This is a genomic window from Caballeronia sp. LjRoot31 (genome assembly GCF_964253885.1).
Taxonomy (GTDB): Bacteria; Pseudomonadota; Gammaproteobacteria; order Burkholderiales; family Burkholderiaceae; genus Caballeronia.
The window spans coordinates 3,357,007-3,382,016 of record NZ_CAXURX020000001.1 but is presented as its reverse complement, the minus strand read 5'-3'; the positions used below and the strand labels follow the sequence as shown (position 1 = coordinate 3,382,016).

The window sequence follows — 25,010 nt, the reverse complement described above, 5'->3', positions numbered from 1 at the left end:
ACTTATTTAGGGAAAAGATCTATGTTACAGGTATTCGTGAAAAACAAGAACGGAAAGTCGCAATCGATTAAGTTGGGTGATGACGCGCGCGATGCGCGGCGATGGCAGGACGCCGTAGAGCATTACAATGCAGCGCTCAGCGAAAATCCTAACAACGATGGCATTTGGGTTCAGCTCGGACACGCGCAGAAGGAATTGGGTCAATTTGCAAAAGCAGAGGAAAGCTATCTAAAGGCGTTGAAGCTAAAGCCAAACGAAGCCGATACAAACTTGCAAATCGGTCATCTTTTTTCTGTTCGAAGTGATTCAGTGAACGCAGCTCGATATTACCGCGAAGCCATAAGACTTGGTTCCTACGACAAGATTGCTGCGACTTATATCGCGAATAACGTAGTTGTTGCGGACGAGTTAACATTGTCCGCGACCGATGCTCGATCCACACTGTACTTCGATTACAGCGATCTGGTTCAGTACTTCCGCCACAATCGGTTTCCCACCGGGATTCAGCGGGTCCAGATCGAAATGCTCAAGGCTGCGCAGGAGTCGTCCTTTGACGTCCCAATCCGGGCATGTACATTTTCTGAAGCTAAGAGATTCTGGGTTGACCTCGATCCAATGTTATTTCGGCGAGTTTGTGACCTGTCTTCACTCCCTGGTGGAGAAGACGACGCGGTATGGAGGTCTGCTGTCAACGATCTCATCGCAAGGATTGAAGTTAAACCAGCGATTCGCTTTCCTGCCGGCGCTGCGCTGATAAATGTTGGAACGTCCTGGTGGATAAAGGACTATGGCACGTATATACGCCACGCCAAACAAAAGTATGGACTTCGATATGTTCCTTTTGTACACGATGTAATCCCGCTTATCACGCCGGAGCATTGCTCCAAGGGATTGGTGGAAGATTTTAGGGCGTGGATCCACGCTGTGATGTTGCAAGCCGATTTTATGGCGGTAAATTCGGTAAACACTCAGAAGGATGTTGTTGCGCTGGGGCAGCAAAGGAATGCATTGTCTTATGAGCCTCAAGTGGTACGGCTCGACGCGGAATTTTCCCGCAATCCAGATCGGGGAGATGCCTTCGTCGAGGATGTACTTCTCGATTTCGGCCTCTCTAAAGATGATTACGTTTTGTTTGTTGGGACGCTAGAGTCGCGAAAAAATCATGCCGGCGTGTTCAGCGCATGGAAGAAATTGATCGCAAAGCATTCCGTAGACAAAGTGCCCACGCTAGTATGCGTTGGTAAGCGCGGGTGGCTTTTCGAGGAGGCAGCTGCGCGTCTCGAGAAAGACAGTGCATTGTCGAGTAAGGTAATGATGCTGTCGGGCATTTCCGACGACGAACTGGCTTCTCTTTATCGCGGATGCCTTTTCACCGTATACGCAAGCCACTACGAAGGCTGGGGACTCCCTGTTACTGAAAGCTTGAGTTTTGGAAAGGTCTGTCTTACGGCCGATAACTCGTCGCTCCCCGAAGCCGGTGGAAAATTCGCAGATTATTTTGACAATGACTCGGTCACGGAGTTAGTGACAGGGTTAGACAAACTGATCTTCGACGATAAGTATCGAGAGCAACGAGAAAGCGAGATTCGAAAGCAATTTGTGCCTCGGGACTGGGCTGCCGTTCTTGGCGACCTGGTAAACGGCGTCAGGCGGCATTTCGAAACCCACAGTCCTGAGGCGCAACGTGGTATCGCGGCCATTCGGCCTAGCATCTTGTATACGACGGCCAATGCTGCAGGGACTCCAGAGGCGGGTGAGTTTCAATCGATCGATCCCCTCCGACACGAGCTTACTTGGCATCCGTTGGAGGCGTGGGGCTCCTGGGCGCGCAGTAAGGTGGCGAAAGTTGCCTTTACGTTGCAGGGTGCGGAGCTGCTGCAAAGTCCCAACGTGCTTATCTATATAAAGCTTCAGTCGGGACCACTCGGCACTGCAACTCGAATCCGCTTGGGCAACCGCGAAATCGGAAAAGTCAGGTTGAACGCTGGCGAAACTCGATTTGTGCGATTCAAAATACCGCGGGACTTACTTGAACTCGATAGCGCACAAACGACATTCAACGTTTTGGCTTTTTACCATGAGCGTCTACACGACCTATCCGAACAAACTCAAGGTGCAGACCAACGCGAAATTGGGTTGGGGTTGTGCGCTTTTGGTCTCTGTGCGGAGAGCGACTTCGGGTTTCGCTTGGAATTGCAAGAGCGCGATTTCATGATCGTTCTCTAGAACCCGGTTAGATTCGCGTTTTAAGCTGTTAGAGGAGCAATAGGGGGTTTTAAGCTTTACCCCTTGCTCTTCCTCGGTCGTAATCGTGGTCGGCGCACTTTGAAGTCTGATGCCGGGGGCGGACACCGATCGGGTGTTCAGGAAGGGGCTTCATCATTTGTATGGATGTGGATCACTCCGACCACGCAGCGCTTGCTGCCCGAGCATTCAGGACAACCTCGACTCCGAATGGACTATGACAGAGTAGATCCAAGCGCTGCGGCAATGCGATTCTTTACATTTGCGGCGGCGGCGCGTGATGCCACGAGGTACTGATCAACCTTCTTCCAATCTTCGTCGGTGAAATCAAATTCGCTTTCCATTACCGCGCGTTCTGTACCTACAATAAAGCGCTCAAGCCCCAGCGTTTGGTAAAGATCCCGAATCTTAGGGATAGAAATGCACAATGCGCTAACTCTTGACGCGAGAGCAAATAAAGCCCCATGGTATCGCATCGTGAACACTGTTCTCGCCGCCCCGACGATCTCGATAGCTTCCGCCCAGTTAGTGACCCGAATCACGTTTTCAAAGCCGCCGGCAATCTTCCCGTCCATATGCGGCTCAAAAAGCAACGTGATCGTCTCGACTTGTTTCGCACGTAATTCCGCTTGAAGAGTGACGAGCGCTGCCAACCCTTTCTCCTCATTGGCATTCACCGGATTCTTAGGAATCAGGACAATCTTTGAGCTTTTGGTTGATGGTTTTTCAGAAAATCGAATTTCGGCGGATGTTGCAAAGAAAGGATCCGCCATAAACTGCGTATCGGGGCGATAAGCTCTCAGCGCGGTAACGCTCTCCAAGTCTCGACCCGTCACGAACAATGCTCCCTCGAGCAAATTTTTGTAGCCGCTCATACGGCCTGGTGCGGCTAGTTCTGCGCTCGTTGCACCAACACCTACCAGCGCGTATTTACATCCGAGTGCCCGCAGTCCATTGACCCAGAGTTCATTGTGAAGGGGAAAGTGGGGGGTGGATAGTAGTCCCCCACCGCCGATCAGCAGGAGATCCGTTGATTGCAAAGCGCTAGCATTGAGTATTTCGTCACGCGCTAATGGTAATTGTGCGCCTTCAAAGCTCGCATTTACGTTTTCCCAAGAGCAGGCACTTATACCGATTTTCCCAAGCGTTTCCGATGCTTCACTTACCAACCGATGGAGCGCGGCTGCTTGACATTGATCTCCAACATTTCCGTTTCCAAAAGCTCCAAACAACATCACGTTTATGCTATCGAATAATTTGGGAGCATGGGAGACTCGTGCTTTAAAGCATTCTAGTAAATTAAGTTTCCGGTGATTGTCGGCGTTTTCATCGGATAAAATTAGTTCTGTAACTAGCGAAAATAAGTTGTCGTTTCGAGACAGGTGCTCTTCCAATACGTCTGAAGCCAGTAAATCCCGACCCAGAATGGCTTTATAGGCAAGATCAATCTCCGCACCGTGGAGGCGACTGTGCCACACGAGATCGGCGCGCAAGTTTGCGTCCGTGTCAAAAGCATAGGGACCCCATTGCTCCTGCTTGCCGCAAAGAATGTTCTGAAATTCGGTGCTTCGCATTATGCGGTTTCGCAGCACGCCAATGCTAGGCAGTCGGCGGCACTCGTCAATTGTCGACTGGCTCTCGGGGTCCCGTCCAAGCAGCATTCGATAGGCCCAAATGACGTCAACGTCATTAATCCACACACCGTTCATAGGTTCTAAATCCATCGACATTCTCTAGAGATCTATTGTCTGGTTTATCTACATCCGGTCTCACACCCATGTGCAGCTACTGCGGTGGAGTTTGCGTGCTATTCGCGCTCGTGCCTAAGCAGGTGAGAACCCGGTTCACAAGCTGCAAGGAGCTGCGCCATCGCACAGTCTTGAAAGCCGGATAATTGGCTCCGAAGGGTCTTTAGTTCCGAATGCCTCAGGGCGCTTAGGTCTTAGCATTCCTAACGTAGTCACTGAGATGTATTCTAAACTATCAAATTGCTTACATCCAAATACATTTTGCGGCAAACGCGAGAATGCCAAGATAGGTGCGAGGCGCGTAAACGAGAACTTGAGACTGTTTCGATTATTCCGTCGAACAATTCGTCGTTCCCCGTCCGCATATGCGCGTCCTAAATGATCGGTGAATACACTAAAAGCTTCGGCGCGCGCATCGATGTTTGACCGCCCACTAGGTCACTCACTTGCCGCCGTGCTTGATAGCCAATTTCGAATTTTCGATTTAAATTTATCGAGATATAGGCAAAAAATTGCTTAATATTGCTCGTAAGAGACAAAATTCGTCGAATGGGTCGACGAAGTCCAATGTTTGCCAATGCGAAGTTCCAGCAAAACGGCTTAGTATCGCATTTTGATCGCGAGCTAGAACATCCATGCGAGCGATACCAGTATGCGTCGGGGTATTTGCAACCGCTACAAACATGAATGACACATCTTTATTTTTGCGCTGAAGCGAGTCACGAATTAGTTCAAACTCCTGAACTGAGTGTTCATTTTCCCTCCGAAGCAGAAGAAACAAGGTCTTCGCGTTGTCGCGCAGGGCATCTCTAAAACGCTCAACGCAGCGTGTCAAGTACGCATAATCTTTCGGTTCGTGTACGTCATGATGGTTGAACATAAAGTCCACCCCGTGAGCTTGCTTATAGTACAAGTGCTGCACGCGGTTGACGTCGGTTCCATCACGACGTTGCTCTATCGGCACTGGTGAATATTGGGCTGCATCAAGAAAAGTCTCAAAGTCATCGTCGATGGCATGAGCGATCATGGACGGATTCGAAAAAATCCAGTCGAATGCTGATGAAAATTTCTTCAGCTGAAATCGCTTTAGAAATGTTCCGGTATAGCAATGGGTTCCCAAGCTAACTACGCTATCAAAAACTCGCGCCGTATCTTCCGATAGGCCCGCAAGGCGTGCCATATCTTGACGCGCCAGATATCGCCTACTCTCGTCATTCGCAAGAAACATCTTGAGAAGATCTTGGACCGCGTCTTCACGACCATGCTGTTGCATCCACGTAGAATGAGTTTGAAGTCCATTCGCATCGGGTTCTCTTCCGAGGAGCTGCCGATAAAACGCGGTTACGATTTTCTCATTTTGATTGTCGAGTGACATGTTCGGGCCCAATTGATTTGTGTCGCTATTAAGCGGCGCAATAGTCGTATTCTCGAGTGAAGTATTGATTACGGGCGTCGTCAGCTGCTCAGATACTGACAGGGAATATCTGATATTGGATGATTTAAGCTCATCGTGATAGTAATCGTATGCTGTGTTGACATCGTCAAAATTTCGTAAAATGCCATTCTCAAGCACACAGGCACGAGAGCAATGTTCGCGAATCATACTTGCATCGTGTGCAACCATTAACATTGCGCGATTCTTTCGATTGACGAATAATTCTCGGCGACACTTTTCCTGAAAATTTGCATCACCTACTGCGAGAACTTCGTCGATCAGAAAGCAATCGAAATCGACGGCCATAGAAAGCGCGAAAGCGAGACGTGCACGCATTCCATTAGAGTAGGTTTTTACCGGTTCCCGCAGATAGCTTCCCAATTCAGTGAAGTCCTCAACAAACGGAACCGCATCTGAGTAAGATGCCCCATATATTCGGCAGACAAAGCGCAAATTATCTAGGCCGGTAAGACTCCCTTGAAAACCACCGCTAAATGCGAGCGGCCACGATACAGACATGCTGCGCTCGATTTCACCATGCGTGGGTAATTCAGACCCGCCAATTAACCGGATCAAGGTTGATTTACCAGCGCCATTTCTGCCAAGAATACCGACGCGCTCTGATTTCGACACGCGGAGGTTAATGTTATTAAGAACCTGGCGATGACCGGTTCTAGTTCGGTAATATTTGCTAACTTGGCGTAAATCGAGCATCAATGTTCTACTTTCGATGAAATAAATTTGACCGCAGCCAGCCCTGCCCATGTAAGTAAAGTGCAAACTATTGCAACGTACCCGACACTATAATAAGATTTAATCGATGAACCGAAATATCCCGCTCTAAAAATCTCCGCGCAATTAGCTGCTGGAAACCACAGAACAATCTCGCGTATTCTCGGCGGCAACCAACTTGCCATGGCAAACGCACCCGAAACGGGTAATTGAAAATAAGCAATCGGATGCCAAAATCGCTCGATTATTTCGCTGTATTCGCAAAGGCCGCCGACCAGAAGTCCCATTGCCGCGGAGTACCAAGAAAGCAGAAGCCAACCTCCAACCATGGTCAGAATGTCCGCCGGCGGTGGAATCATTCCGGTCGCCACGAAAACAGTTATTAATGTAATGACCGAAAGTGTGATTCCCACAATTTCAAGGATAATGCGAGCAATAAACAAGTCAATCACTCGAACATTTCGGTGGAACAACAGGGACAGATTAGGTTCAACTGCGAGGGTGCACCTACCTATTGTATTTCTCCATATGAGCACCGTTGAGTAACTGGTTACGGCGAAGGCAATAATATTGATAGTGTGCGAGGTGTCACCGGTATGAACTACGCTCCACAGCGCAGTAACACCTACTGTGAAAAGCATTGGCTCCGCGAAGAGCCATGCAAAACCGATATTATGACGTCCATAACGCGTAATGATCTCCCGCATTATTAATGCATAGACAATGCGGCTTTGAATTGCGATAGCGTTAATCAGGGTGTCCGAATTATTGGAGAGCATAATGTCAGTCCCGATGTTCTCGTACGCTCGCAATGAGTAAGCTGAGCGAGGCCCATGCTATAAGCCCAAGAACGAACGTTGTTGCAATCCCGCGCAATCGCTTTGGCTCAATAGCAACGTCTGGCCGGTTCGGCTGAATTAACCGCTCTAAGTAGAGCTGTTTACGCTGGGCCTCGGCGCGCGCGCCGTCTAGGGTTGTCATTGCCGAGGCTAATTGTTTATCGGCGAACTGAGAATCAAGTTGTAGGCGTGCATAGGCGCCGGCCTTAGCGGACAGCGATCGCGTGTTGCCGGTTACACCACCATTTGCATCTTTAATCTGTTGTTCAAGGCTTGATATATTTGTTTTTAGCACTGGGACTTGCGGATTCAGCGGTGAAATCGACTGTAAGCCTGTCAGCTGTGCTTGGGAAGAATACAATTGGGCCTGCAAGGCCGTGACCTGCTGCAGTTGGAGCGCGGATTGGCGCTCTGGGTCAAAAACCGTGTTGGCGTTGCGGAACGATGCGAGCGCTGCAGCAGCATCCTTTGCTTTCGAAGCCGCTTCGTTCACTTCAGTCTGGGCGAATCGCACAGAATCGTATGCAGCACGTTGATTCATTCGATTTACAAGATGTTCGCTCAATTCGAGCAATTGCTCGTTGATTTGAGCCGCATCGGCAGATGTGAACGCGCGGACTTGCAGTGTTGTGATCGCCGATGTCGAGTCCAGTTCTACAGAGACTATCTTCTTTTGATAGTATTTCCATAAAGCCTCGAAGCTCGGATCGATGCCAGGAACAAATCGACTAAAAATATCGCCACGTTGGGAATACGAATTATAAATATGATTACTCGTGTTGAGTTCCGTGAGCGCATCGCGCGACTGAATATAGTCAATTACGGGATATGTATCATCCTGAGCCCGAGAAAATCCGGTACCTTGCAATAGTGCACCGACCACGCTGGTTTGAGCTTGCCGTTGCGGACTGCGAACAACAAAACGCGACTCGGAGACATACACATCCGACGCAACTAGGGCGTAATAGCCAATTGATAGTGCAGTCGGGATCACGACTGAAAGGATGAATATCCCGTTTGGTCTCTTAATCCGCTTGAAAAAGCTTTGTTTTTCCGGTTGCGGCAAGGCGGGGTAGCTGCTCGTAAGAGGTTCCAACGTATAGTCCAGACGGTAAATCACACAATAACGCGTCGTGCGACAATCATTAATAGGCAAAGCAAGGCACTGTGTGCGACCGAATCTCTCGCGGACAGTGGGCGCACAGACCAGCGTCTTTCTCCAAGAAGGGGCGATCCGTAGCCGTTGCTCGGAGCAACCTTACAGCCTTCCTTTGATACGCTCATTCGAGCCATATTTAACCGCATAAGTATATCGATACTGCTTACCGTTTGCCACTTTCGGCCGTAAACTGGTACCTTCCCCGCAGGACGCTGGCAGGCTCTTGGCAACAGCAGTGTCGGCGATAGCTGACAGCAGCCAGCGCCAAGGATGCGGAAAATGACGGGGAAGTGCAACAGCCCTTTAAGATCGGCATGCCAATCCGGGCCGCCTATGATAAAATTAAACACTTCAGGTTATTGCCGTTAGCTACTCTTTCAGTCGTCTGTCTTGTCGATAAAGATGGCGCAGTGACTGCGATAGTGGTAATTGCGTCAAGATGCCGGATACAAAAGCATAAGTTGATTGATCGCGCCCGCTCCTGGTGGCGCGGCCGCGGCTTTATCTTCTCCAAGCGACCCACTTAATGCCGCGATCGTTCCTTGCCCTCCAAGGCACGGCTTCACCATTTTTTAGTCGACTTTCGGACGCTTTGATAGAGCGAGGCCATCCGGTGCGCCGCGTGAATTTCTGTGGTGGCGACATCCTCTACGGTGGGAAAACTGAAGCATTAAATTACCGCGATAACGAGCGAAATTTATTGGCGTGGTATAGCGATATCCTAAAGCCCGGCGCATTTACCGATATCGTTTTATTCGGCGATTGCCGGGCAATTCACACCCCAGTCCATCCCATAGCCAAACAATACGGCGTGAACGTACACGTGTTCGAAGAAGGTTACGTTCGCCCGCACTGGATCACCCTCGAAAGCCCTGGCGTCAACGGACGTTCGCAACTCCCTCGCGACCCTGCGTGGTACCTCGAACGCCGCGGCCACACGCCTCCACCGCCGTGCCATTCGACCGGCTACAACCTCTACGAACGTGCGTGGCATGACATTCGATATCGCGCGGCGAACACGCTTTACGCATCCCGATTCCCGAACTATCAAAGTCATCGTCCGCATAACGGCATAAAGGAATACGCGGGACTCGCCATGCGGTTCTCGCGCCAGAAACTCCACAATCGGGAAGCGGCGCGCGTCACCGCATCTGTGCTCGGAACAAAGCGCGCCTACTACGTCTTCCCGCTACAACTGAGCTCGGACTCGCAAATCCTCGAACACTCACCGTTCAATTCGGTGCGCGAAGCAATCGAAAAAGTAATGCGCTCTTTCGCCGTCCACGCGCCCAGCGACGCATTGCTAGTCATCAAGAACCATCCCTTAGACACTGGCATCGTCGACTATCGGCGCTTCTCTCACGACCTCGCGCGCACGCTTGGCATGCAAGACCGCCTGATGTACATCGAAGCCGGCCATCTGCCCACTTTGCTCGATCACGCAAAAGGCGTGGTCGTCGTGAACAGCACGGTGGGACTCTCCGCAGTCCACCATCGCAGACCGCTGATCGCGCTCGGCGCTGCAATCTATGACATGGCCGGCATGACGTGGCAGGGCGGCATCGACGACTTCTGGCGCCACGCAGAAGGACCCGACATGGCCCTGTACTACGCGTTCCTCGACTATGTGATCCATCACACTCAGATCAACGGCGACTTCTACACAAAAACCGGTATTGCCATGGCAACAGCGGGCGCCGTGCAGCGACTCGAAGCGTCAAGTGTTGGGCGTGAACAGGCAAGCGTGCTTGTGCCGGAGCGCGAGCGTCTGTATGGCTGAGGGCGCTCCGCGCCACATCGTCGTGACTGGCGCAAGCGCGGGCCTTGGCGCAGCGCTCGCGCGCGCCTACGCGGCGCCGGACATCGTGCTGGGCCTGGTCGGTCGTGACATCACGCGCCTCGAGGACTGCGCGCAGCAATGCCGCAACGCTGGCGCGCAGGTTGTGACAGCAGCGCTCGATGTCCGCAACGCCAGCGCCATGCAAACCTGGCTGGATCATTTCGACAATACCTATTCCATCGACTTGTTGATCGCCAATGCAGGGATCGCGAGTACGCTGGCTTCGGCAACGGATTGGGAGGACCTCGCGCTTACAAACGCGGTGATGGAAACCAACTTCTTCGGCGCAATGCACGCGGTGCTGCCAGTCGTCGAACGCATGCGTGTACGCAAGCGCGGGCAGATCGCCGTCGTCAGTTCGCTGGCGGCACTGCACGGCATGGCAATTTCCCCAGCCTATTGCGCAAGCAAATCGGCGCTAAAAGCATACGGGGAATCGGTGCGGCCGCTGCTGGCACGCGACGGTATCGCGTTGTCAATCGTGTTGCCCGGATTCGTCAAGACGGCAATGAGCGATATGTTCCCGGGAAATAAACCCTTTCTCTGGACGGCCGAAAAAGCGGCGCGCTTTATTCGTCGCGGCCTGCGCGCAAATCGGCGGGAGATTGCGTTTCCCGGCCTGCTGGCTTGGGGAATGGTCTTCCTCCGGTTTCTTCCGGCCCGCCTCGCGGATGGCATTCTCGCCTCAATGTCCTACCTGCCACGCGAGGAGCGTTGATGACGTGACGGTCACGCTCTGGTTTCTTGTCTCGATGATCGGTTCGTGCATGGCGGAAGCCGTGGCGTTGCCGCGTGCGTCGTTCAAGCGCTCATGGCGGGCCATCGGTCTCGGCGTGGCTGCACTCGCACTGCTGTTTTCGATAGTCCTGTGGGTGAGCGCTCGCCCCGCGTTCGCCGCGCTCGTGACGGCCTCGCTGGTCGCGTTGCTGGCTATAGTGAGCAACGCCAAGCATGAATCGCTACATGAACCGTTTGTATTCACGGATCTCAGCCTTTTTAGCCAGCTGTTTCGCCACCCACGTTTGTATCTGCCGTTCCTGAGCGCTGGCAAGGTGGTCGCCATAGCAATAGGCGCAGCGCTTTTTGTCGCTGCGTTTATCTTCGGGCCGAAGCTGCCACGGCTTCCGCATGCCTCGCTGGCGCTTGTCGCACTGGCGAGTCTCGCAGCGATCGTGCGTTTGTCGTCGCGGCTCGACTTGTCCTTGCTGCTGGAGAACGACCAGCGGCGCTACGGGTTCTTTTCAACCTTCATTGCCTACTTGTCGAATGGCTTGCGTCCCGCGACTGCGCGCCAACTACACGCCGCGCTCGCGAGCGGCCCATTCGCCCGCACGGCGGCGCCAGTTGCTCACCCAGACGTGATCGTGATCCAGAGCGAATCCTTCTTTGATGCACGACGGTTGGGCAGTTCGATCGAACCGTCGCTGCTGAAGCACTTCGACGCAGCCTGCCGCGAGTCCGAGCAATACGGCGAACTGACCGTCCCGGCGTGGGGCGCGAACACCATGCGCACGGAGTTCGCCGTGCTGACGGGCTTACCTGAAACCCGCCTTGGCTACGCACGTTTTTATCCGTATGCGTTTGTTCGGACCCGGTGCACGACGATTGCCGCCTGGTTCAAGCGGGCGGGTTACGTGACGCGCGCCATTCACCCGTATTTCGCCGATTTCTTTGGCCGGGCGCGTGTCTTCCCGCTCATGCATTTCGATAGCTTCACCGACATCAGCGCATTCGCAACGGCGCCGCGCGCCGGTCCGCATGTTGCGGACTCAGCGGTGGCGGATGCCATTCTCGAAGCGCTCGAAGCGGCCGGGGACCAGCCGGCATTCGTGATGGCGATGACCATGGAAAATCACGGTCCGCTACATCTTGAGCACGTAGGACCGGGAGAGGCTGCGCAGTATCACGGCGAAGGCGAGGATCCGCGCTGGCACGACCTGACGGCTTACCTTCGGCATCTTTCCAACGCAGACGTTATGATCGGCGCCCTTATGCGCGCACTCGCGCAGCGGCCGCGCGAATCCATCGTGTGCTTTTACGGTGATCACGTGCCGGCGCTACCCAAGATTTTCAATTCACTGAACAAACCTCAACACACAAGCGATTACTTCATTTGGTGCAGCCATGGCACGCGCACGGAGCGACGAACCAACAAGCCGATGAGCGCCGCACGACTTGGACTGACTCTCGTCAAGCTGATCGAAGCGAAGCATGGCGCTGTATCGATGCGCTAACTAATAGATGAAGATGAGAGCGATCCCAGTCTTGCCGGGATCGAAAAATAATGATGACCAAACCAATCGCAATAATAGGAATGGCCTGCCGGTTTCCGGGCGGCGTGACCACTCCCGATGACTTCTGGCAGTTGCTGTCCACCGGCCGCGACGCGGTCACGCAAATCCCGCCTGATCGCTTCGGCACCGAGTTCTACCAGCACCCGTCAAAACGCGAGCCGGGCAAGAGCTACACGTTCGCGGCGGGCGTGCTCGACAACGTCGCGGGATTCGACGCCGCTTTCTTCGGCATCTCCCGTCGCGAAGCCACGCAGATGGACCCGCAGCAGCGCCTGCTGCTGGAACTCGCGTGGGAAACCTTTGAAGACGCGAGTCTGCCCCCGCGCGAGATGGCAGGGCGCAACTGCGCCGTCTATGTGGGCGTGGCGAATACGGATTACGGCCATCGCGGCATGGACGACGTGAGTGGCATCGATGCCTACACGGCTACGGGCACCACGCTGAGCATTGCGTCGAATCGCGTGTCGTATGTATTCGACCTGCGGGGCCCGAGCATGTCGATCGATACCGCCTGCTCGTCGTCGCTGGTCGCGCTCCATCAGGCGTGCCAATCGTTGCAAGCAGGCGATGCCGACATGGCGCTTGCCGGCGGCGTGAACGTGTTGACACATCCGTCGGCGTTCATCGGCTTCTCGAAGGCGTCGATGTTGTCGCCCACAGGCCGTTGCCGCGCATTCGATGCCTCCGGCGACGGCTACGTGCGCGCCGAAGGCGGCGCATTCGTGCTGCTCAAGCCATTGGATAAAGCCCTCGCCGACGGCGATACGATCCACGCGGTGATCGCGGGCTCGGGCGTCAATTCCGACGGCCATTCGCGCGGTGGAATCAGCGTTCCAACGTCGGCTGCGCAAGCGGCGCTGCTGAAGAGCGTGTACCAGCGCGCGGGTATCGATCCGCGCGAACTCGCCTATCTGGAGGCGCACGGCACGGGCACGGCGGTGGGAGACCCCATTGAAGCGCGGGCGCTGGTCGAAGCGGCATCGGTTGGGCGGCCGGCTGACAAGCCGTTGCTGATCGGGTCGGTGAAGACGAACGTCGGCCACCTTGAGACGGCGTCCGGCATGGCGGGTTTGTTCAAGACCATCCTGAGCCTGAAGCACCGCGCGGTGCCCGAGTCGCTGCACTTCAAGACGCCGAATCCGCGCATCGACTTCGAAGGCGGCGGGTTGAAGGTCGTGGACCGGCTTACGCCGCTCCACAGCAGCGCGCCGCTCGTAATGGGCGTGAACTCGTTCGGCTTCGGCGGGACGAATGCGCACGTGGTGCTGCGCGAAGCGCCGCTACGCACGCCGGCCGCTGATGCTCAAACCGACATCGCAAAAGACATTTCGTTATTGCCGCTTTGCGTGACGGCGCGCGCACCGGAAGCGCTGGCTGCCATCGCCGCGCGCTACGTCGCCATGCTGGACGCGGGCACGCCCTGGAATACGCTGGCCGTCAGCTCGGCGCGCGGACGCCAGTGGCTGAGCGAACGCGCGATCATCGCGCCGTCGAACGCAGTTGACGCCCGTGCGTTGCTCGAAAGCCTGAGCAAAGGCGAGGACCCAACCGGCGACGCCAACGCGCTGATCCGCGGCACCAGCCCCGGCGACGACGACCGTCTCGCGCTTGTGTTCTCCGGAAACGGTGCGCAGTGGGTGGAGATGGGCAAGCGTCTGGTCGACGAAGAGCCGCTGTTCCGTGCCGCGCTGGAAGAAGTCGATGCACACTGGTGCGCCGACGGCAGCGCATCGCTGCTCGACGTATTGCGCGCGGGCACAACGGCCGCGTGGCTCGACGCAACGGAAAACGCGCAACCGCTGTTGTTCGCAATCCAGGTGGGCATTGTGCGAGTGATCGAAGCGCGCGGCGTCCTGTACGACGCGTGTCTCGGCCATAGCGTGGGCGAGATCGGCGCGGCGTGGGCCTCGGGCGCCCTGACGCTGGCGCAGGCGGTGCGGGTCATCAAGGTCAGAAGCCAGGCACAGGCGCTGACACGGGGCTTGGGACGCATGGCGGCGGTAGGCATGAGCGAGATCGCGATGCGCACGCGCATCGCGGAACTGGGGCTTGCGGCATCGGTGGAAATAGCCGGCATAAACAGTCCGCAAGCGGTCACGCTGGCCGGTTCGCTCGAAGGCCTGCAAAAAATTGAAGATGCGCTGCGCGATAGCCGCACGTTCTTCCAGATGCTCGACCTGGACTACGCGTTCCACAGCTCGCACATGGACCGGATTCAAGCCGCGGTGCTCGACGGCCTCGCGGACCTGGCGCCGCAGGAATCGGTGCGCCGGTTCATCTCGACGGTGACGGGCGCGGACTTTCCGGGCGATCAGCTCGATGCGGATTACTGGTGGCGCAACATTCGCGAACCGGTGCATTTCGGCGAGGCCGTCGCGCACCTCGCCCGCGCGGGCGTGCGGATTTTTCTCGAAGTCGGCCCGCATTCCATCCTGCGTCACTACGTGAAGCAGACCTGCGACGACCTGGAATTGCCGGTGCGCGCACTGTCCACGTTAAAGCGCAATCACGACAGCGCACAGATGTTGGAGCACGCGCTGTACGCGGCGCTCGCCAACGGCGCGCGTGCGGATCTGAATCGCTTTGCACCCACGGATCGCGCGTCGGCACGCATCGCGTTGCCGGGTTATCCGTGGCAGCACGAGCACTTCTGGCAAGGCCCGACTGCGGAAGCCTATGACCTGGTGAACCGGCATCGCGAGCATCCGCTGCTGGGGTATCGGCTGCGCGATCAGGCGCTCGCATGGGAAAACGATATCGATCCGGAACGGCTGCCGATGCTGGCCGATCACGTGGTGGACGGCAATATCGCGTTCCCGGGCGCGGGGTATGTGGAGATGGCGCTGGCGGCCGCGCGCGTGTTTTTCGGCACGGAAACCTGCGCGGTCGAGAACGTCGAGATTCGCGTGCCGGTGGTGTTCCGCACACAGCATTCGAAGCTCTTGCGCCTGAGCGTCGATCCGCGCACTGCCGCGTTCACGATCGAAACGCGCGACCGCATGAGTGACGCGGCATGGACGCTGAATGTGACAGGACGTCTGTTGTCGGGCGGTCCGGACATGAGCGCGCCAGCCTCGGTGCCGCATGCCGAACTTGAGCGGCTGATGACACTGCCGGCGCACGACGGCGCGACGCTGTACGAACAAGCCATGAACATCGGTCTTGCCTACGGTCCGGCATTCCAGTGGGTTAAAACGGTTCGCATTGCCGACGATAACCTCGCGCTCGCCGAAGTCGCGATGCCGTCGGCGTGTGCCGTTCCCGGCCGCAAGCCGGATCTGTACACCTTCCATCCGGCGTTGATGGACAGCGGTTTTCATCCGCTGTTCGCGCTGCTGGCGGCGGGTGTCGAAGAAGGCGTTGCCGATCACGCCGCGTATGTGCCGGTGCAACTCGGACGGATCGACTTCCTCGGCGGTGAGGCCGTCAAGTATGTGCTCGCACGGGTCGAGCGCCGCAGTCCGCATTCGCTGGTGGCATCGTTTGAATTCGCCGATGAACACGGTGTCATCGTCGCGCGGCTAAGCGCGTGCCGGTTTCGCCGCGTGGATCTGAACGCGCGCCGTCCGAGCGCGCCTGCACGCTTCGCCTATGTGCTCGACGCAAAACCGCTGTCCGGCGACGCGCACGCGCGTACGCTGCCGGCCTCGGCTGGACTGGTTGCGAACGCGTTGTCAGCACGAGGCGCGGCGTCCACCGAAGACGATGCGCGCCGCACGACGCATCTCACCGAAGTGCTGCCGTTGCTCGACGTGCTCGCGAGCGCATACGCCTTGCACGCGCTCGAAGCGCTCGATGTGTTCAATCAGTCCACGCTGCCGCCGTGCGCCCATCCGGCGCTGCTTGCGCGGCTGGTGGACATGCTCGTCGAGGACGGTCTCGCAAGCTGGGACGCGAGCGGTCGCCTGATTCGCGATGAAGCCGCCTGCGAGAGCTTGCCGCCCACCGACGCACTCTGGCGTGAGCTGCTTGCGCAGTCACCGTCACACGTCGCGGAATTGACGTTGCTCGCGCATTGCGGCAGCGCGCTCGCGCCGGTACTGCGCGGCGAGAAGTCTGGCGTTGAGATTTTGCCGGCCGCACGCAGCAGCCTGGTCGAGCATTTCTTTGAAGGTTCGCCGACCTGGTCGTTCGTGAATCAACTGGTGGGCGATTGCGTGAACGCCGCCATCGATTCATGGAAGCAGCCGCGCCGCTTGCGCCTGCTCGAAATCGATTCGCCCGAAAGCGATGTATTGCAGCCGCTGGGCATGCATTTGCCGTTGTCGCGCGTGGATTGCACGATCGCCGGAACCGATGAACAACTGAGTACTTTCGACACAGCCGCGTACCCCGCCGTGCATACAGTTACGCTGGAGCGCGGCGCACGGCCGAAGCTCGGCAGCGGCGCGGCGAATCACTACGACGTGCTGGTTGCAAGTCACGCGCTCGCGGCGCAATCGAATCCGCGCGCGTTCGTTGACGCAATGCGTGGCTGGCTTTCGCCGGGCGCGCTGGTCATCATCACCGAAGCGCGCCGCAGCCGTTTCTCCGACATCGTCTTTAATCTCGATGCCAGCGAGTCCGCAAAGCGGACCTGGCTGTCCGCCGCCGAAATCGCGCTCCTGTTGCAGGAGGCCGGTTTCGACGATGTTTTCCAGCACGTCGAGCAGGGCCTCGACCTGGAGGGCGCGCCGACGCTCGTGGTCGCGCGGCAACCATCCGCACCGGAAAACACGCCTGCACAGGACAGCCGGCCGAAGCAGTCCTGGGCGTTGTTGACGACCGGTGCTTCGAGCGCGTTGCATACCGCCATTGCTGCCGAACTCGATACAGAAGGGCAGGATGTGAGCTGCGTCGCGCTGTCCGCGGTGTCCACGCTCGACGCTGAGAACGTCGTGTTCATTGCGCCGGACCTGGCCGGTGAAGATGTCTTGTCATCGCAGCGCGATCTTTCGCTTGCGCTTGCTCGGCTGGTACGCGATCTCACGCGCAATCCGGGTGCGCCCGCGCCGAAGCTCTGGATTGTCACGCGTGGCGGTGCGCCGCTGATCGTGCGGCCGGAGTCCGTATCGCAGCAGACGGACGCCGCCGCATTGCATCCTGAACAGGCCACATTGTGGGGTCTCGGCCGCGTGATCGCCAATGAGCATCCCGAACTTTCGTGCCGTCTCGTCGATGTGCATCCGGCATGCGCGAACCCGGCGGCGAGTCTCGTCGGCGAACTGCTTGCTGCCGATACCGAAGAGGAAGTGCTGCTGACGCCTTCGGGCCGTCACGTGCCGCGCATGCTGCCTGCCGCCACCGGCCTGAACTTTCGCGACGTCATGTACGCGATGGGCCTGCTCTCCGATGAAGCCGTGGAAAACGGCTTCGCGGGCGCGACTATCGGCATGGAGTTGTCGGGAAGAATCGTGCGCGTGGGACGCGACATCACGGGCTTCCGTCCCGGCGATGCCGTGCTCGGTTTTGCACCGGCATCGTTTGCATCGCGGGTGCGTACGCGGGTCGTGGCCATCGCCCACAAGCCGGCGCAGATGACCTTCGAGGAAGCCGCGACCATTCCCACCACGTTCTTTACCGCCTGGTACGCGCTGTGCGAACTCGCGCGGCTGCGTCCCGGCGAGCGCGTGCTGATTCACGGCGGCGCGGGCGGCGTGGGCATCGCGGCAATCCAGCTCGCGCGCCACTTCGGCGCGGAAGTGTTCGCGACAGCAGGCAGCCGCGAGAAACGCGAGTTCGTGCGGCTGCTGGGCGCCGACCATGTTCTCGATTCACGCAGCCTGCTGTTCGCCGATGAAATCCGCGAGCGCACCGGCGGTGCAGGCGTGGATATCGTGTTGAATTCGCTGGCGGGCGAAGCCATGGTGCGAAGCATCGATACCTTGCGGCCGTTCGGACGTTTCCTCGAACTCGGCAAGCGCGATTTCTACGAGAACAGCCGCATCGGCTTGCGTCCGTTCCGCAACAACATCAGCTACTTCGGTATCGATGCCGATCAACTGATGACCGTATTACCCGAGCTCACCGCGCGTCTGTTCGCCGACGTGATGAAGCTGTTCGCCGATGGCGTGCTGCATCCGCTGCCTTATCGCGCGTTCCCTGCCGAGCGCGTGGAAGACGCGTTCCGGCACATGCAGCAGGCGCGTCAGATCGGCAAGGTGCTGGTCACGTATTCGGGCGGCACGCCCGCGCCCGCACACGCGGCGGTTACGCCGGACGCATTGCGGCTCAATGATTCTGCGGCGTATCTGGTCGTGGGAGGGACCGGCGGGCTGGGCTTTTCGACGGCGCGCTGGATGGTCGAACGCGGCGCGCGGCACATCACGCTGGCAAGCCGCCGTGGTGTACTGGCTCCGGCCCTTGCCGACGAAGTCAAGACCTGGGAGGGCGTGCAGGTTCACGTAGCTGCGTGCGATATCACGGACAACGAAGCTGTTCACGCGCTGATTCGCGACATCGATGCACGCGGTTTGCCGTTGAAGGGCGTCGTGCATTCGGCAATGCTTGTCGACGATGGCCTGATCCGTAATCTCGACGACGCCCGCTTCAACGCCGTGCTCGCGCCGAAGGTCGCAGGTGCATGGAATCTGCATCGCGCGACGCGGGCTTGCACGCTCGATGTGTTTGTCGTGTATTCGTCGGCGACCACCTTCCTCGGCAATCCGGGACAGGGCAGCTATGTGGCCGCGAATACGTTCCTCGAAGCGCTGGTCGGACAGCGTCGCGCAGCCGGACTCGCGGGGACGGTGATGGCGTGGGGTCCTATCGATGACGTCGGTTTCCTCGCGCGCAATGAAGAAACACGCGAGGCGTTGCAGGCGCGAATTGGCGGTTTGTCGATTACATCGGCGGAAGCACTGGCTGCGCTGGAACAAGCGCTGCTCGATGGCCGCTCCGGCGAAGCGGTGCTACGGCTCGACTGGAATGTCGTCGCACGCGGCATGCCGGCTGCCGACGCGCAACGCTACTCCGAGCTGCACACGCGCGGCGCGGCGGAAGTCACGCGCGAATGTGGCGCGCATATTCGCGCGTTGTCCCGTACGGACGCGCTGTGGTTCGCCGAAGAAACGCTGCAATCGCAGATCGCGCGGATCCTGCATATGTCGCCGGAAAAGATCGGCAAGGACCGGTCGCTCGCCGACATGGGCATGGACTCGCTCATGGGCATGGAGCTCGGCATGGCGGTCGAGGAATCGTTCGGCGTGAAGTTCTCGGTGATGGCGCTGGCCGAAGGGGCGACCGTGGTATCGCTGGCGCGGCGTATCGTGGATTCCGTCATGACCGGCGACGCAGAAGGCGCGTCGCTGGATGCACCGGACGAGGCGTCGGTACTGGCTGCACGTCACGGTATTGAAGACGAAACCCGGGCTCTGGCGGAACCCGATACAGAAGCTGAATTGGAATCGGTTTCAGAGGCCGCACTCGCCGATACCACCGGGGGAACGCATTGAGCGCCCCGGCCGGCTGGCACTGCGACCAGGGCACGCTCGCCCGCAACCTTGAACTGAGCGGCCGTGGGCTGCATACGGGACGCCGCGTGAATGTGCGCGTTGTTCCCAGCGAGGCCGGCGGCATCATTTTTCGGCGGATGGGCAGTGGCCGGGTGCTTGCCGAGTTGCCGGTGAGTCCTTCGATACGTCTCGCGCAGCCGCTCTGCACGACCTTGCAAATAGATAGCGTTCGGGTGCGCACGGTGGAACATCTGCTGGCTTCACTGCTGGCATGTGAGATCGATCACGCCACCGTGGAACTCGACGCTGAAGAAGTACCCATTCTCGATGGCAGCGCTCAACCCTGGATTGAAGCCATCACCAATTGCGGGCGACGTTCCCTGTCTGCCCGCAAGCGCTTCATTCGCGTGTTGCGCCGGGTCAGCGTGGAGGACGGGGTGGGCAGCAAGAATGTTCGCAGCATGAGCATCGAGCCTTCAGACCGATACGAAATGAGCGTTCGCAACGATCTCAAGGGGTTCGGCAACCTGCATTGGGATGGCGGCATTACACCCGCCAGTTTTGCGGCCGAAATCGCACCGTCGCGATCGTATGGCCGCGTGAAGTGGGCGGCGCTCGCCATTGTTGCGGGCTATGTGCGCGGCGTGCCGATCCTGCGCGGCGCACGGCTCAGTTCGACTGCGGCGATCGTGGGCAGCAAGGTGATCGGCGGGATGCGCCTGCCGGACGAATTCGTGCGGCATCGCGTGCTCGACCTGGTCGGCGACCTCGCGCTCGCGGGTGCGCCGCTGCTCGGACGCGTGACGGCGGTACGGCCCAGCCACGAGATGAACTATCGGCTGCTTGCCGCACTGCTTGCCGATCGAGATGCATGGGAATGGACCGAATTTCCCGCCTGAGCGCACGCCACACAGGAAAAAACACCTCATGGATTTGACTGGAAATTTTCGCCAGCAGCTCGCTGCAAAGGCATTGCAGCGACAACTCGAACGTGTGTCACAGCAAGCTCAGGCTCCGGCGCGTTCGCTCGCGCAGGAACTTGCGCAGGCGCCCGGCAGCGCGTCCAGCTCGACGCGCGACGCGTTATGCAGTTTCGAGACCATGCCCGGTTACACGCAGGTCAAGCTGCTGCGTGAAATGGGCGACAAGCTGCGCGTGACGTCGCCGTTCTTCCGCGTGCATGAGGGCACCGCAGGGGCGACGACGCAGATCACCGGCAAGCAGTATCTGAACTTCGCGAACTACAACTACCTCGGGCTGGCCGGCGATGCACAGGTGAACGCGCGCGCCAAGGCCGCGATCGATCAGTACGGAACGTCGGCATCGGCGAGCCGGATGGTCGCGGGCGAACGCACGGTGCACGGCGAACTGGAACACGCGATGGCGCGTTTCTATGACGTCGACGACGCGCTGGTTTTCGTCAGCGGCCACGCAACCAACGTGACGGTCATCGGCTCGCTGTTTGGTCAGGGCGACCTGGTTGTCCATGACTCACTCGCGCACAACAGCATCCTGCAAGGCGCGCAACTGAGCGGCGCGAAACGCCTGAACTTCCCGCACAACGACTGGCGCGCGCTCGATGATCTGCTGACACGCGTGCGCCATGAATTCCGGCGCGTGTTGATCGTGGTGGAAGGGTTGTACAGCATGGATGGCGACATCCCCGATCTCGCGCGCTTCGTGGAGGTGAAGCGGCGCCATGCCGCCTTCCTCATGGTTGATGAAGCGCATTCGCTGGGTGTGATCGGCGAGACGGGCAAGGGCATCCGCGAGTATTGCGGCGTGCCGAGCGCGGACGTCGATATCTGGATGGGCACGCTCAGCAAGACGCTGGCGGGATGCGGCGGATTTATCGCGGGCTCGCAGGCGCTGGTCGATATCCTGCGGCATCTGGCGCCCGGATTCCTCTATAGCGTGGGCTTGGCGCCTACGCTCGCGGCCGCTTCGCTGGCGGCGCTGGAACGATTGATCGCCGAGCCGTGGCGGGTCAAGCTGTTGCGAGAGCGCGGTCACCAGTTCCTCGATGAAGCGCGCAGTGCGGGCCTGGACACTGGTATGAGCGCGGGCTTTGCGGTCGTACCCGTGATCACCGGCAGTTCACTGAAGGCGGCGCAATGGGCCAATGCGCTGTTCGAAGAAGGCATCAACGCCCAGCCGATTTTCTATCCGGCCGTGGAAGAGCGCGCGGCGCGGCTGCGGTTCTTTATCTGCTCGACGCATGAGCCCGAACAGATTTCGCAGACGGTAGCCGTGCTGCGAAAGCTTGCGCGATGACGACCGCGTCGAACGCGTCCACGGCAGCTCAAAGCTCGCACGCTGGCTGCCGTCCTGCCGGTCCCGACGATGCACGCCAGGCTGCGCCGCTTGTCTTCGCCTCGGGCAGGCTGGAGTTCGGCTTCCTGTTCGGCGTGCCGCCGGAGCACTGCATCGCTTTCCTGCAGAGCGCGTTCGCGTCCACGCATGGACGGTTCTCGTGGCGGCGGCATTGGGTATCGATGGAGGGAGGCGAGGTCGTCGGCGTACTCGCGGCGCACGGCAGCCGCTCGACGCTTTCGGACAATCTCTGGTTCGCGTGGATGACCCTGCGATGCTTCGGCTTGTGGCGCACGGTCGGCGTGCTCAGGCGCGGACTGATCCTCGAAAGTGAATTGCCGCCACCGCGTCGCGGTGAAACGCTGCTTGCGCATTGCGCCACTCGCGAAGCTTCGCGCAACCGCGGCGTGTTCAGCGCTTTGCTGAACGACGCACAGACGCTCACCACGCCGTCGTTCGTCCCGCAGAGCGAAGGGCTCGTGCTCGACGTGCTGGTAAGCAATGAGCGCGCTGCGCAGTTGTATCGGCGGCTGGGGTTTGTTGCGTTGACACGCAAGCGCCCTCCGGCGCGCAGCCTGCCCGCCGAGCTGGAATCGGTGAGAATGCGCTTTCAGCCGAAGTGAATGGCGCGGGCCAGTAGTACAACCAGGCGCACGGATAAACGAACGTAAAATCATGGTCAGCGTCCAAATGGATACCCGGCTCCGTCGATCCGTGGACGATCCTTGAGAAGGAGCACGGCCATGAAACCTGTCGAAGAACTCTGGCGCCTGGCAGAGGGAGACCCCGAGGCCCTTGAACACCTCACGGTCAGCGGCGATGAACGGCAACTGCCGTCGGTGTATCGGGTGAGTGCGTTGGCGGCGGCGAGCGTGGGCGCATCGGCGTTAGCGGCGGCGCAATGTTTCAAGCATCGCACGGGCCGGCAGCAAGACGTGCACATCTACACGCGCCGCGCGGCCATTGCGTTCCGCAGCGAGCGCTATTTGCGCATCGGGACCGATAACCCGCCGGAGCTGCGTGATCCGCTAATGGGCTTCTACGAGACCCTTGACGGCCGCTGGATCCAGCTTCATACGAACTTCAAGCATCATCGGGACGGCGTGGTGAAGCTGCTGGGCTGCGCGGACGATCACGCCGGCGTGACGCAGGCCATCCGTCAATGGAACGGCGCAAGCCTGGACGAGGTGCTGGCCGATGCCGGCCTGTGCGCCGCGCTGATCCGCACGCCGGAAGAATGGGCGCTCACGCCGCAGGCCCATGCGATTGCGGAAATACCGCTGCTGGAGATCGTCAGACTTGACGATGCGCCGCCCGAATCCATCGGTGAAGGCGAGCCGCAACGGCCTTTGTCAGGCGTCCGCGTGCTGGACTTGAGCCGCATCATCGCGGGTCCGGTGGCGGGGCGAACGCTCGCCGAGCACGGTGCCGATGTCCTGCTCATCAACGGTCCGCATCTGCCGAACATTCCACCATTAGTCATCGACAACGGCCGCGGCAAGTGCTCGGCGACGCTCGATCTTCGCGAAGAAAGCGGCCGTGAATCGCTGCGCACGTTGTTGAAAGATGCCGATGTATTCCTGCAAGGCTATCGTCCCGGCGCGCTGGCAGCACATGGCTTCGGCCCGGAAGAGGCTGCGCGGCTGCGCCCGGGCATTGTGTATGTGACGATATCGGCGTACGGGCACAAAGGCCCGTGGTCTCAACGGCGCGGTTTCGATAGCCTCGTGCAATCGGCGAGCGGGATTGCGTGGACCGAAGCGCAAGCGGCTGGTCAGGCGCAACCGCGCCATCTGCCGTGTCAGGCACTCGATCACGCCACCGGTTATCTCGCGGCGCTTGGCGCGATGATCGCGCTGCAACGACGCGCCACGCAAGGCGGAAGCTGGCATGTGCGGGTGGCGTTGGCGCGGACCGGGCGCTGGTTGCAATCGATGGGTCTGATCCAAGGCGGTCAGAACGTGCCCGATCCCCAACTCGACGATGTCCGCGACATGCTGCAAACCATCGATTCGCCGTTTGGTTCGCTGACGTGCACGCAGCCGCCTGAACGGATGTCGCTGACGCCGCCATACTGGGCTTCGCCGCCGGTGCCTATCGGGACCGATCAGCCGCGCTGGTGGTGAGCGCTGGCGACTAGGCGCGACTACTTGCGCAACTCCGCGACGAAATCGTAATAGTCGTTGCGGCAGTAGGTATCGGTGAGTTCGATCGGGCGCTGGTCGGCCGTATAACCCACGCGCGTGATCAGCAGCAGCGCGTCGTGGGGCGCGATGCCCATTTGCGCGGCGATTTCATCGCTCGCGTTCACCGCGCGGAAATGCTGCAGGGCTCGCACGATTGAGAGATTGCGCTGTTCCAGAAAGCTATAAAGCGAATCGCCGACAGCCTGCGGGTCCGGAATCAGCGCTGCCGGAAAGGTGGAGTTCTCAACGGCCATCACGATGCCGTCGGCGGTGCGCAAGCGCCGCAAGCGTGTCACGGCGGCCGCTGGCGATAACCCGAGCTGGATCACTTCATCGCGATTTGCGGGTTCGATCACGCGTGAGAGCCACTTCGAACCGGGGGTAAAACCGCGTCGACGCAGCATTTCGCTGAAGCTCGACAGCCGTGACAGCGGATCTTCATAGCGCGGCGTGATGAACGACCCGGCGCCTTGCGTGCGGCGAATCAGCCCTTGTTCGACCAGCAACGCGATTGCTTTACGCGACGTAATCCGCGATACCCCGAGCGCTTCCGACAGCACGCGTTCCGAGGGCAAGGCTTCGCCCGCGTTCCAGCGATTGTCGTGGATTGCGTTGCCGAGCTTGCGGGCGAGCTGGAGATAGAGCGGGGTGTCACTGTCCGGGTCCGGGCGCAAGTCGCGCCAGCGGTCCTCCGATGTCGTGTTCATAGTGCGCAGGAAGTGGGGACCAAGGGCAGATTCTAAGACAAGCAGCGCGGCGACGGGGATTGAATGAGAAGTGGCATGCG

13 protein-coding genes and 2 pseudogenes are annotated in these 25,010 nt (G+C 58.7%); 9 read left to right on the top strand and 6 right to left on the bottom strand.

Features of this window, described 5'->3' with window-relative positions; genetic code table 11:
• Positions 1-21: 21 nt before the first annotated feature.
• Positions 22-2,226 carry a glycosyltransferase gene (locus ACSQ8V_RS14870; RefSeq protein WP_436206183.1) on the top strand — a complete coding sequence of 735 codons (2,205 nt, stop codon included), beginning with the start codon at positions 22-24 and terminating at the stop codon, positions 2,224-2,226.
• A gap of 233 nt (positions 2,227-2,459) precedes the next feature.
• Here ACSQ8V_RS14870 and ACSQ8V_RS14865 read toward each other — a convergent pair whose 3' ends face one another.
• The 5 genes and pseudogenes from ACSQ8V_RS14865 to ACSQ8V_RS14845 all read right to left on the bottom strand — a co-directional run bounded on the left by ACSQ8V_RS14865 (position 2,460) and on the right by ACSQ8V_RS14845 (position 8,094).
• Positions 2,460-3,968: a polysaccharide pyruvyl transferase family protein gene (locus tag ACSQ8V_RS14865; RefSeq protein ID WP_436206182.1), complete on the bottom strand. Its 1,509-nt coding sequence runs from the start codon at positions 3,966-3,968 to the stop codon at positions 2,460-2,462.
• A gap of 514 nt (positions 3,969-4,482) precedes the next feature.
• Positions 4,483-5,112 (bottom strand): annotated as a pseudogene (locus tag ACSQ8V_RS14860) (DUF1796 family putative cysteine peptidase); the annotation flags it as partial.
• A gap of 387 nt (positions 5,113-5,499) precedes the next feature.
• Positions 5,500-6,141, bottom strand: a pseudogene (locus ACSQ8V_RS14855) (ABC transporter ATP-binding protein); the annotation flags it as partial.
• On the bottom strand, positions 6,141-6,938 hold the full coding sequence (locus tag ACSQ8V_RS14850; protein ID WP_436206181.1) for an ABC transporter permease: 798 nt from the start codon (positions 6,936-6,938) through the stop codon (positions 6,141-6,143). The gene ACSQ8V_RS14850 and the pseudogene ACSQ8V_RS14855, both read right to left, overlap by 1 nt.
• Positions 6,939-6,942: 4 nt before the next feature.
• Positions 6,943-8,094, bottom strand: coding sequence for a hypothetical protein (locus tag ACSQ8V_RS14845; RefSeq protein WP_436206180.1), 1,152 nt, complete (start codon positions 8,092-8,094; stop codon positions 6,943-6,945).
• Positions 8,095-8,683: 589 nt separating this feature from the next.
• Here ACSQ8V_RS14845 and ACSQ8V_RS14840 point away from each other — a divergent pair.
• From ACSQ8V_RS14840 to ACSQ8V_RS14805, 8 genes are all read left to right on the top strand, one after another.
• Positions 8,684-9,937, top strand: a complete 1,254-nt coding sequence (locus ACSQ8V_RS14840) for a capsule biosynthesis protein (RefSeq protein WP_436206179.1) — start codon at positions 8,684-8,686, stop codon at positions 9,935-9,937.
• The gene (locus ACSQ8V_RS14835; protein ID WP_436206178.1) at positions 9,930-10,715 is read left to right on the top strand and encodes an SDR family NAD(P)-dependent oxidoreductase; all 786 of its coding nucleotides are present in this window, start codon (positions 9,930-9,932) and stop codon (positions 10,713-10,715) included. The genes ACSQ8V_RS14840 and ACSQ8V_RS14835 overlap by 8 nt, the downstream gene beginning before the upstream one ends.
• Before the next feature lie 4 nt (positions 10,716-10,719).
• Positions 10,720-12,231 (top strand): LTA synthase family protein, encoded by a 1,512-nt coding sequence (locus ACSQ8V_RS14830; RefSeq protein WP_436206177.1) that lies wholly within the window; start codon positions 10,720-10,722, stop codon positions 12,229-12,231.
• A 50-nt stretch (positions 12,232-12,281) separates the two neighbouring features.
• On the top strand, positions 12,282-19,724 hold the full coding sequence (locus ACSQ8V_RS14825; protein WP_436206176.1) for an SDR family NAD(P)-dependent oxidoreductase: 7,443 nt from the start codon (positions 12,282-12,284) through the stop codon (positions 19,722-19,724).
• Positions 19,721-20,623, top strand: a complete 903-nt coding sequence (locus ACSQ8V_RS14820; protein ID WP_436206175.1) for a UDP-3-O-acyl N-acetylglycosamine deacetylase — start codon at positions 19,721-19,723, stop codon at positions 20,621-20,623. The genes ACSQ8V_RS14825 and ACSQ8V_RS14820 overlap by 4 nt, the downstream gene beginning before the upstream one ends.
• A gap of 28 nt (positions 20,624-20,651) precedes the next feature.
• Entirely contained in the window at positions 20,652-21,998 is a 1,347-nt protein-coding gene (locus ACSQ8V_RS14815) for an aminotransferase class I/II-fold pyridoxal phosphate-dependent enzyme (protein ID WP_436206174.1), read from the top strand.
• Positions 21,995-22,660 (top strand): GNAT family N-acetyltransferase, encoded by a 666-nt coding sequence (locus ACSQ8V_RS14810; protein WP_436206173.1) that lies wholly within the window; start codon positions 21,995-21,997, stop codon positions 22,658-22,660. The genes ACSQ8V_RS14815 and ACSQ8V_RS14810 overlap by 4 nt, the downstream gene beginning before the upstream one ends.
• Positions 22,661-22,780: 120 nt before the next feature.
• Positions 22,781-24,163 (top strand): CoA transferase, encoded by a 1,383-nt coding sequence (locus ACSQ8V_RS14805; protein ID WP_436206172.1) that lies wholly within the window; start codon positions 22,781-22,783, stop codon positions 24,161-24,163.
• Between the two features lie 20 nt (positions 24,164-24,183).
• Here the strand turns inward: ACSQ8V_RS14805 and ACSQ8V_RS14800 are convergent, their stop codons facing one another.
• Positions 24,184-24,930, bottom strand: coding sequence for a GntR family transcriptional regulator (locus ACSQ8V_RS14800; protein WP_213768578.1), 747 nt, complete (start codon positions 24,928-24,930; stop codon positions 24,184-24,186).
• Positions 24,931-25,010 lie beyond the last annotated feature (80 nt).

Coding starts and splice junctions, on each gene's coding strand:
- ACSQ8V_RS14800 (WP_213768578.1), bottom strand. CDS start 24,930: ATGAACACGACATCGGAGGACCGCTGGCGCGACTTGCGCCCGGACCCG.
- ACSQ8V_RS14810 (WP_436206173.1), top strand. CDS start 21,995: ATGACGACCGCGTCGAACGCGTCCACGGCAGCTCAAAGCTCGCACGCT.
- ACSQ8V_RS14840 (WP_436206179.1), top strand. CDS start 8,684: ATGCCGCGATCGTTCCTTGCCCTCCAAGGCACGGCTTCACCATTTTTT.
- ACSQ8V_RS14865 (WP_436206182.1), bottom strand. CDS start 3,968: ATGGATTTAGAACCTATGAACGGTGTGTGGATTAATGACGTTGACGTC.
- ACSQ8V_RS14870 (WP_436206183.1), top strand. CDS start 22: ATGTTACAGGTATTCGTGAAAAACAAGAACGGAAAGTCGCAATCGATT.
- ACSQ8V_RS14815 (WP_436206174.1), top strand. CDS start 20,652: ATGGATTTGACTGGAAATTTTCGCCAGCAGCTCGCTGCAAAGGCATTG.
- ACSQ8V_RS14835 (WP_436206178.1), top strand. CDS start 9,930: ATGGCTGAGGGCGCTCCGCGCCACATCGTCGTGACTGGCGCAAGCGCG.
- ACSQ8V_RS14805 (WP_436206172.1), top strand. CDS start 22,781: ATGAAACCTGTCGAAGAACTCTGGCGCCTGGCAGAGGGAGACCCCGAG.
- ACSQ8V_RS14850 (WP_436206181.1), bottom strand. CDS start 6,938: ATGCTCTCCAATAATTCGGACACCCTGATTAACGCTATCGCAATTCAA.
- ACSQ8V_RS14825 (WP_436206176.1), top strand. CDS start 12,282: ATGATGACCAAACCAATCGCAATAATAGGAATGGCCTGCCGGTTTCCG.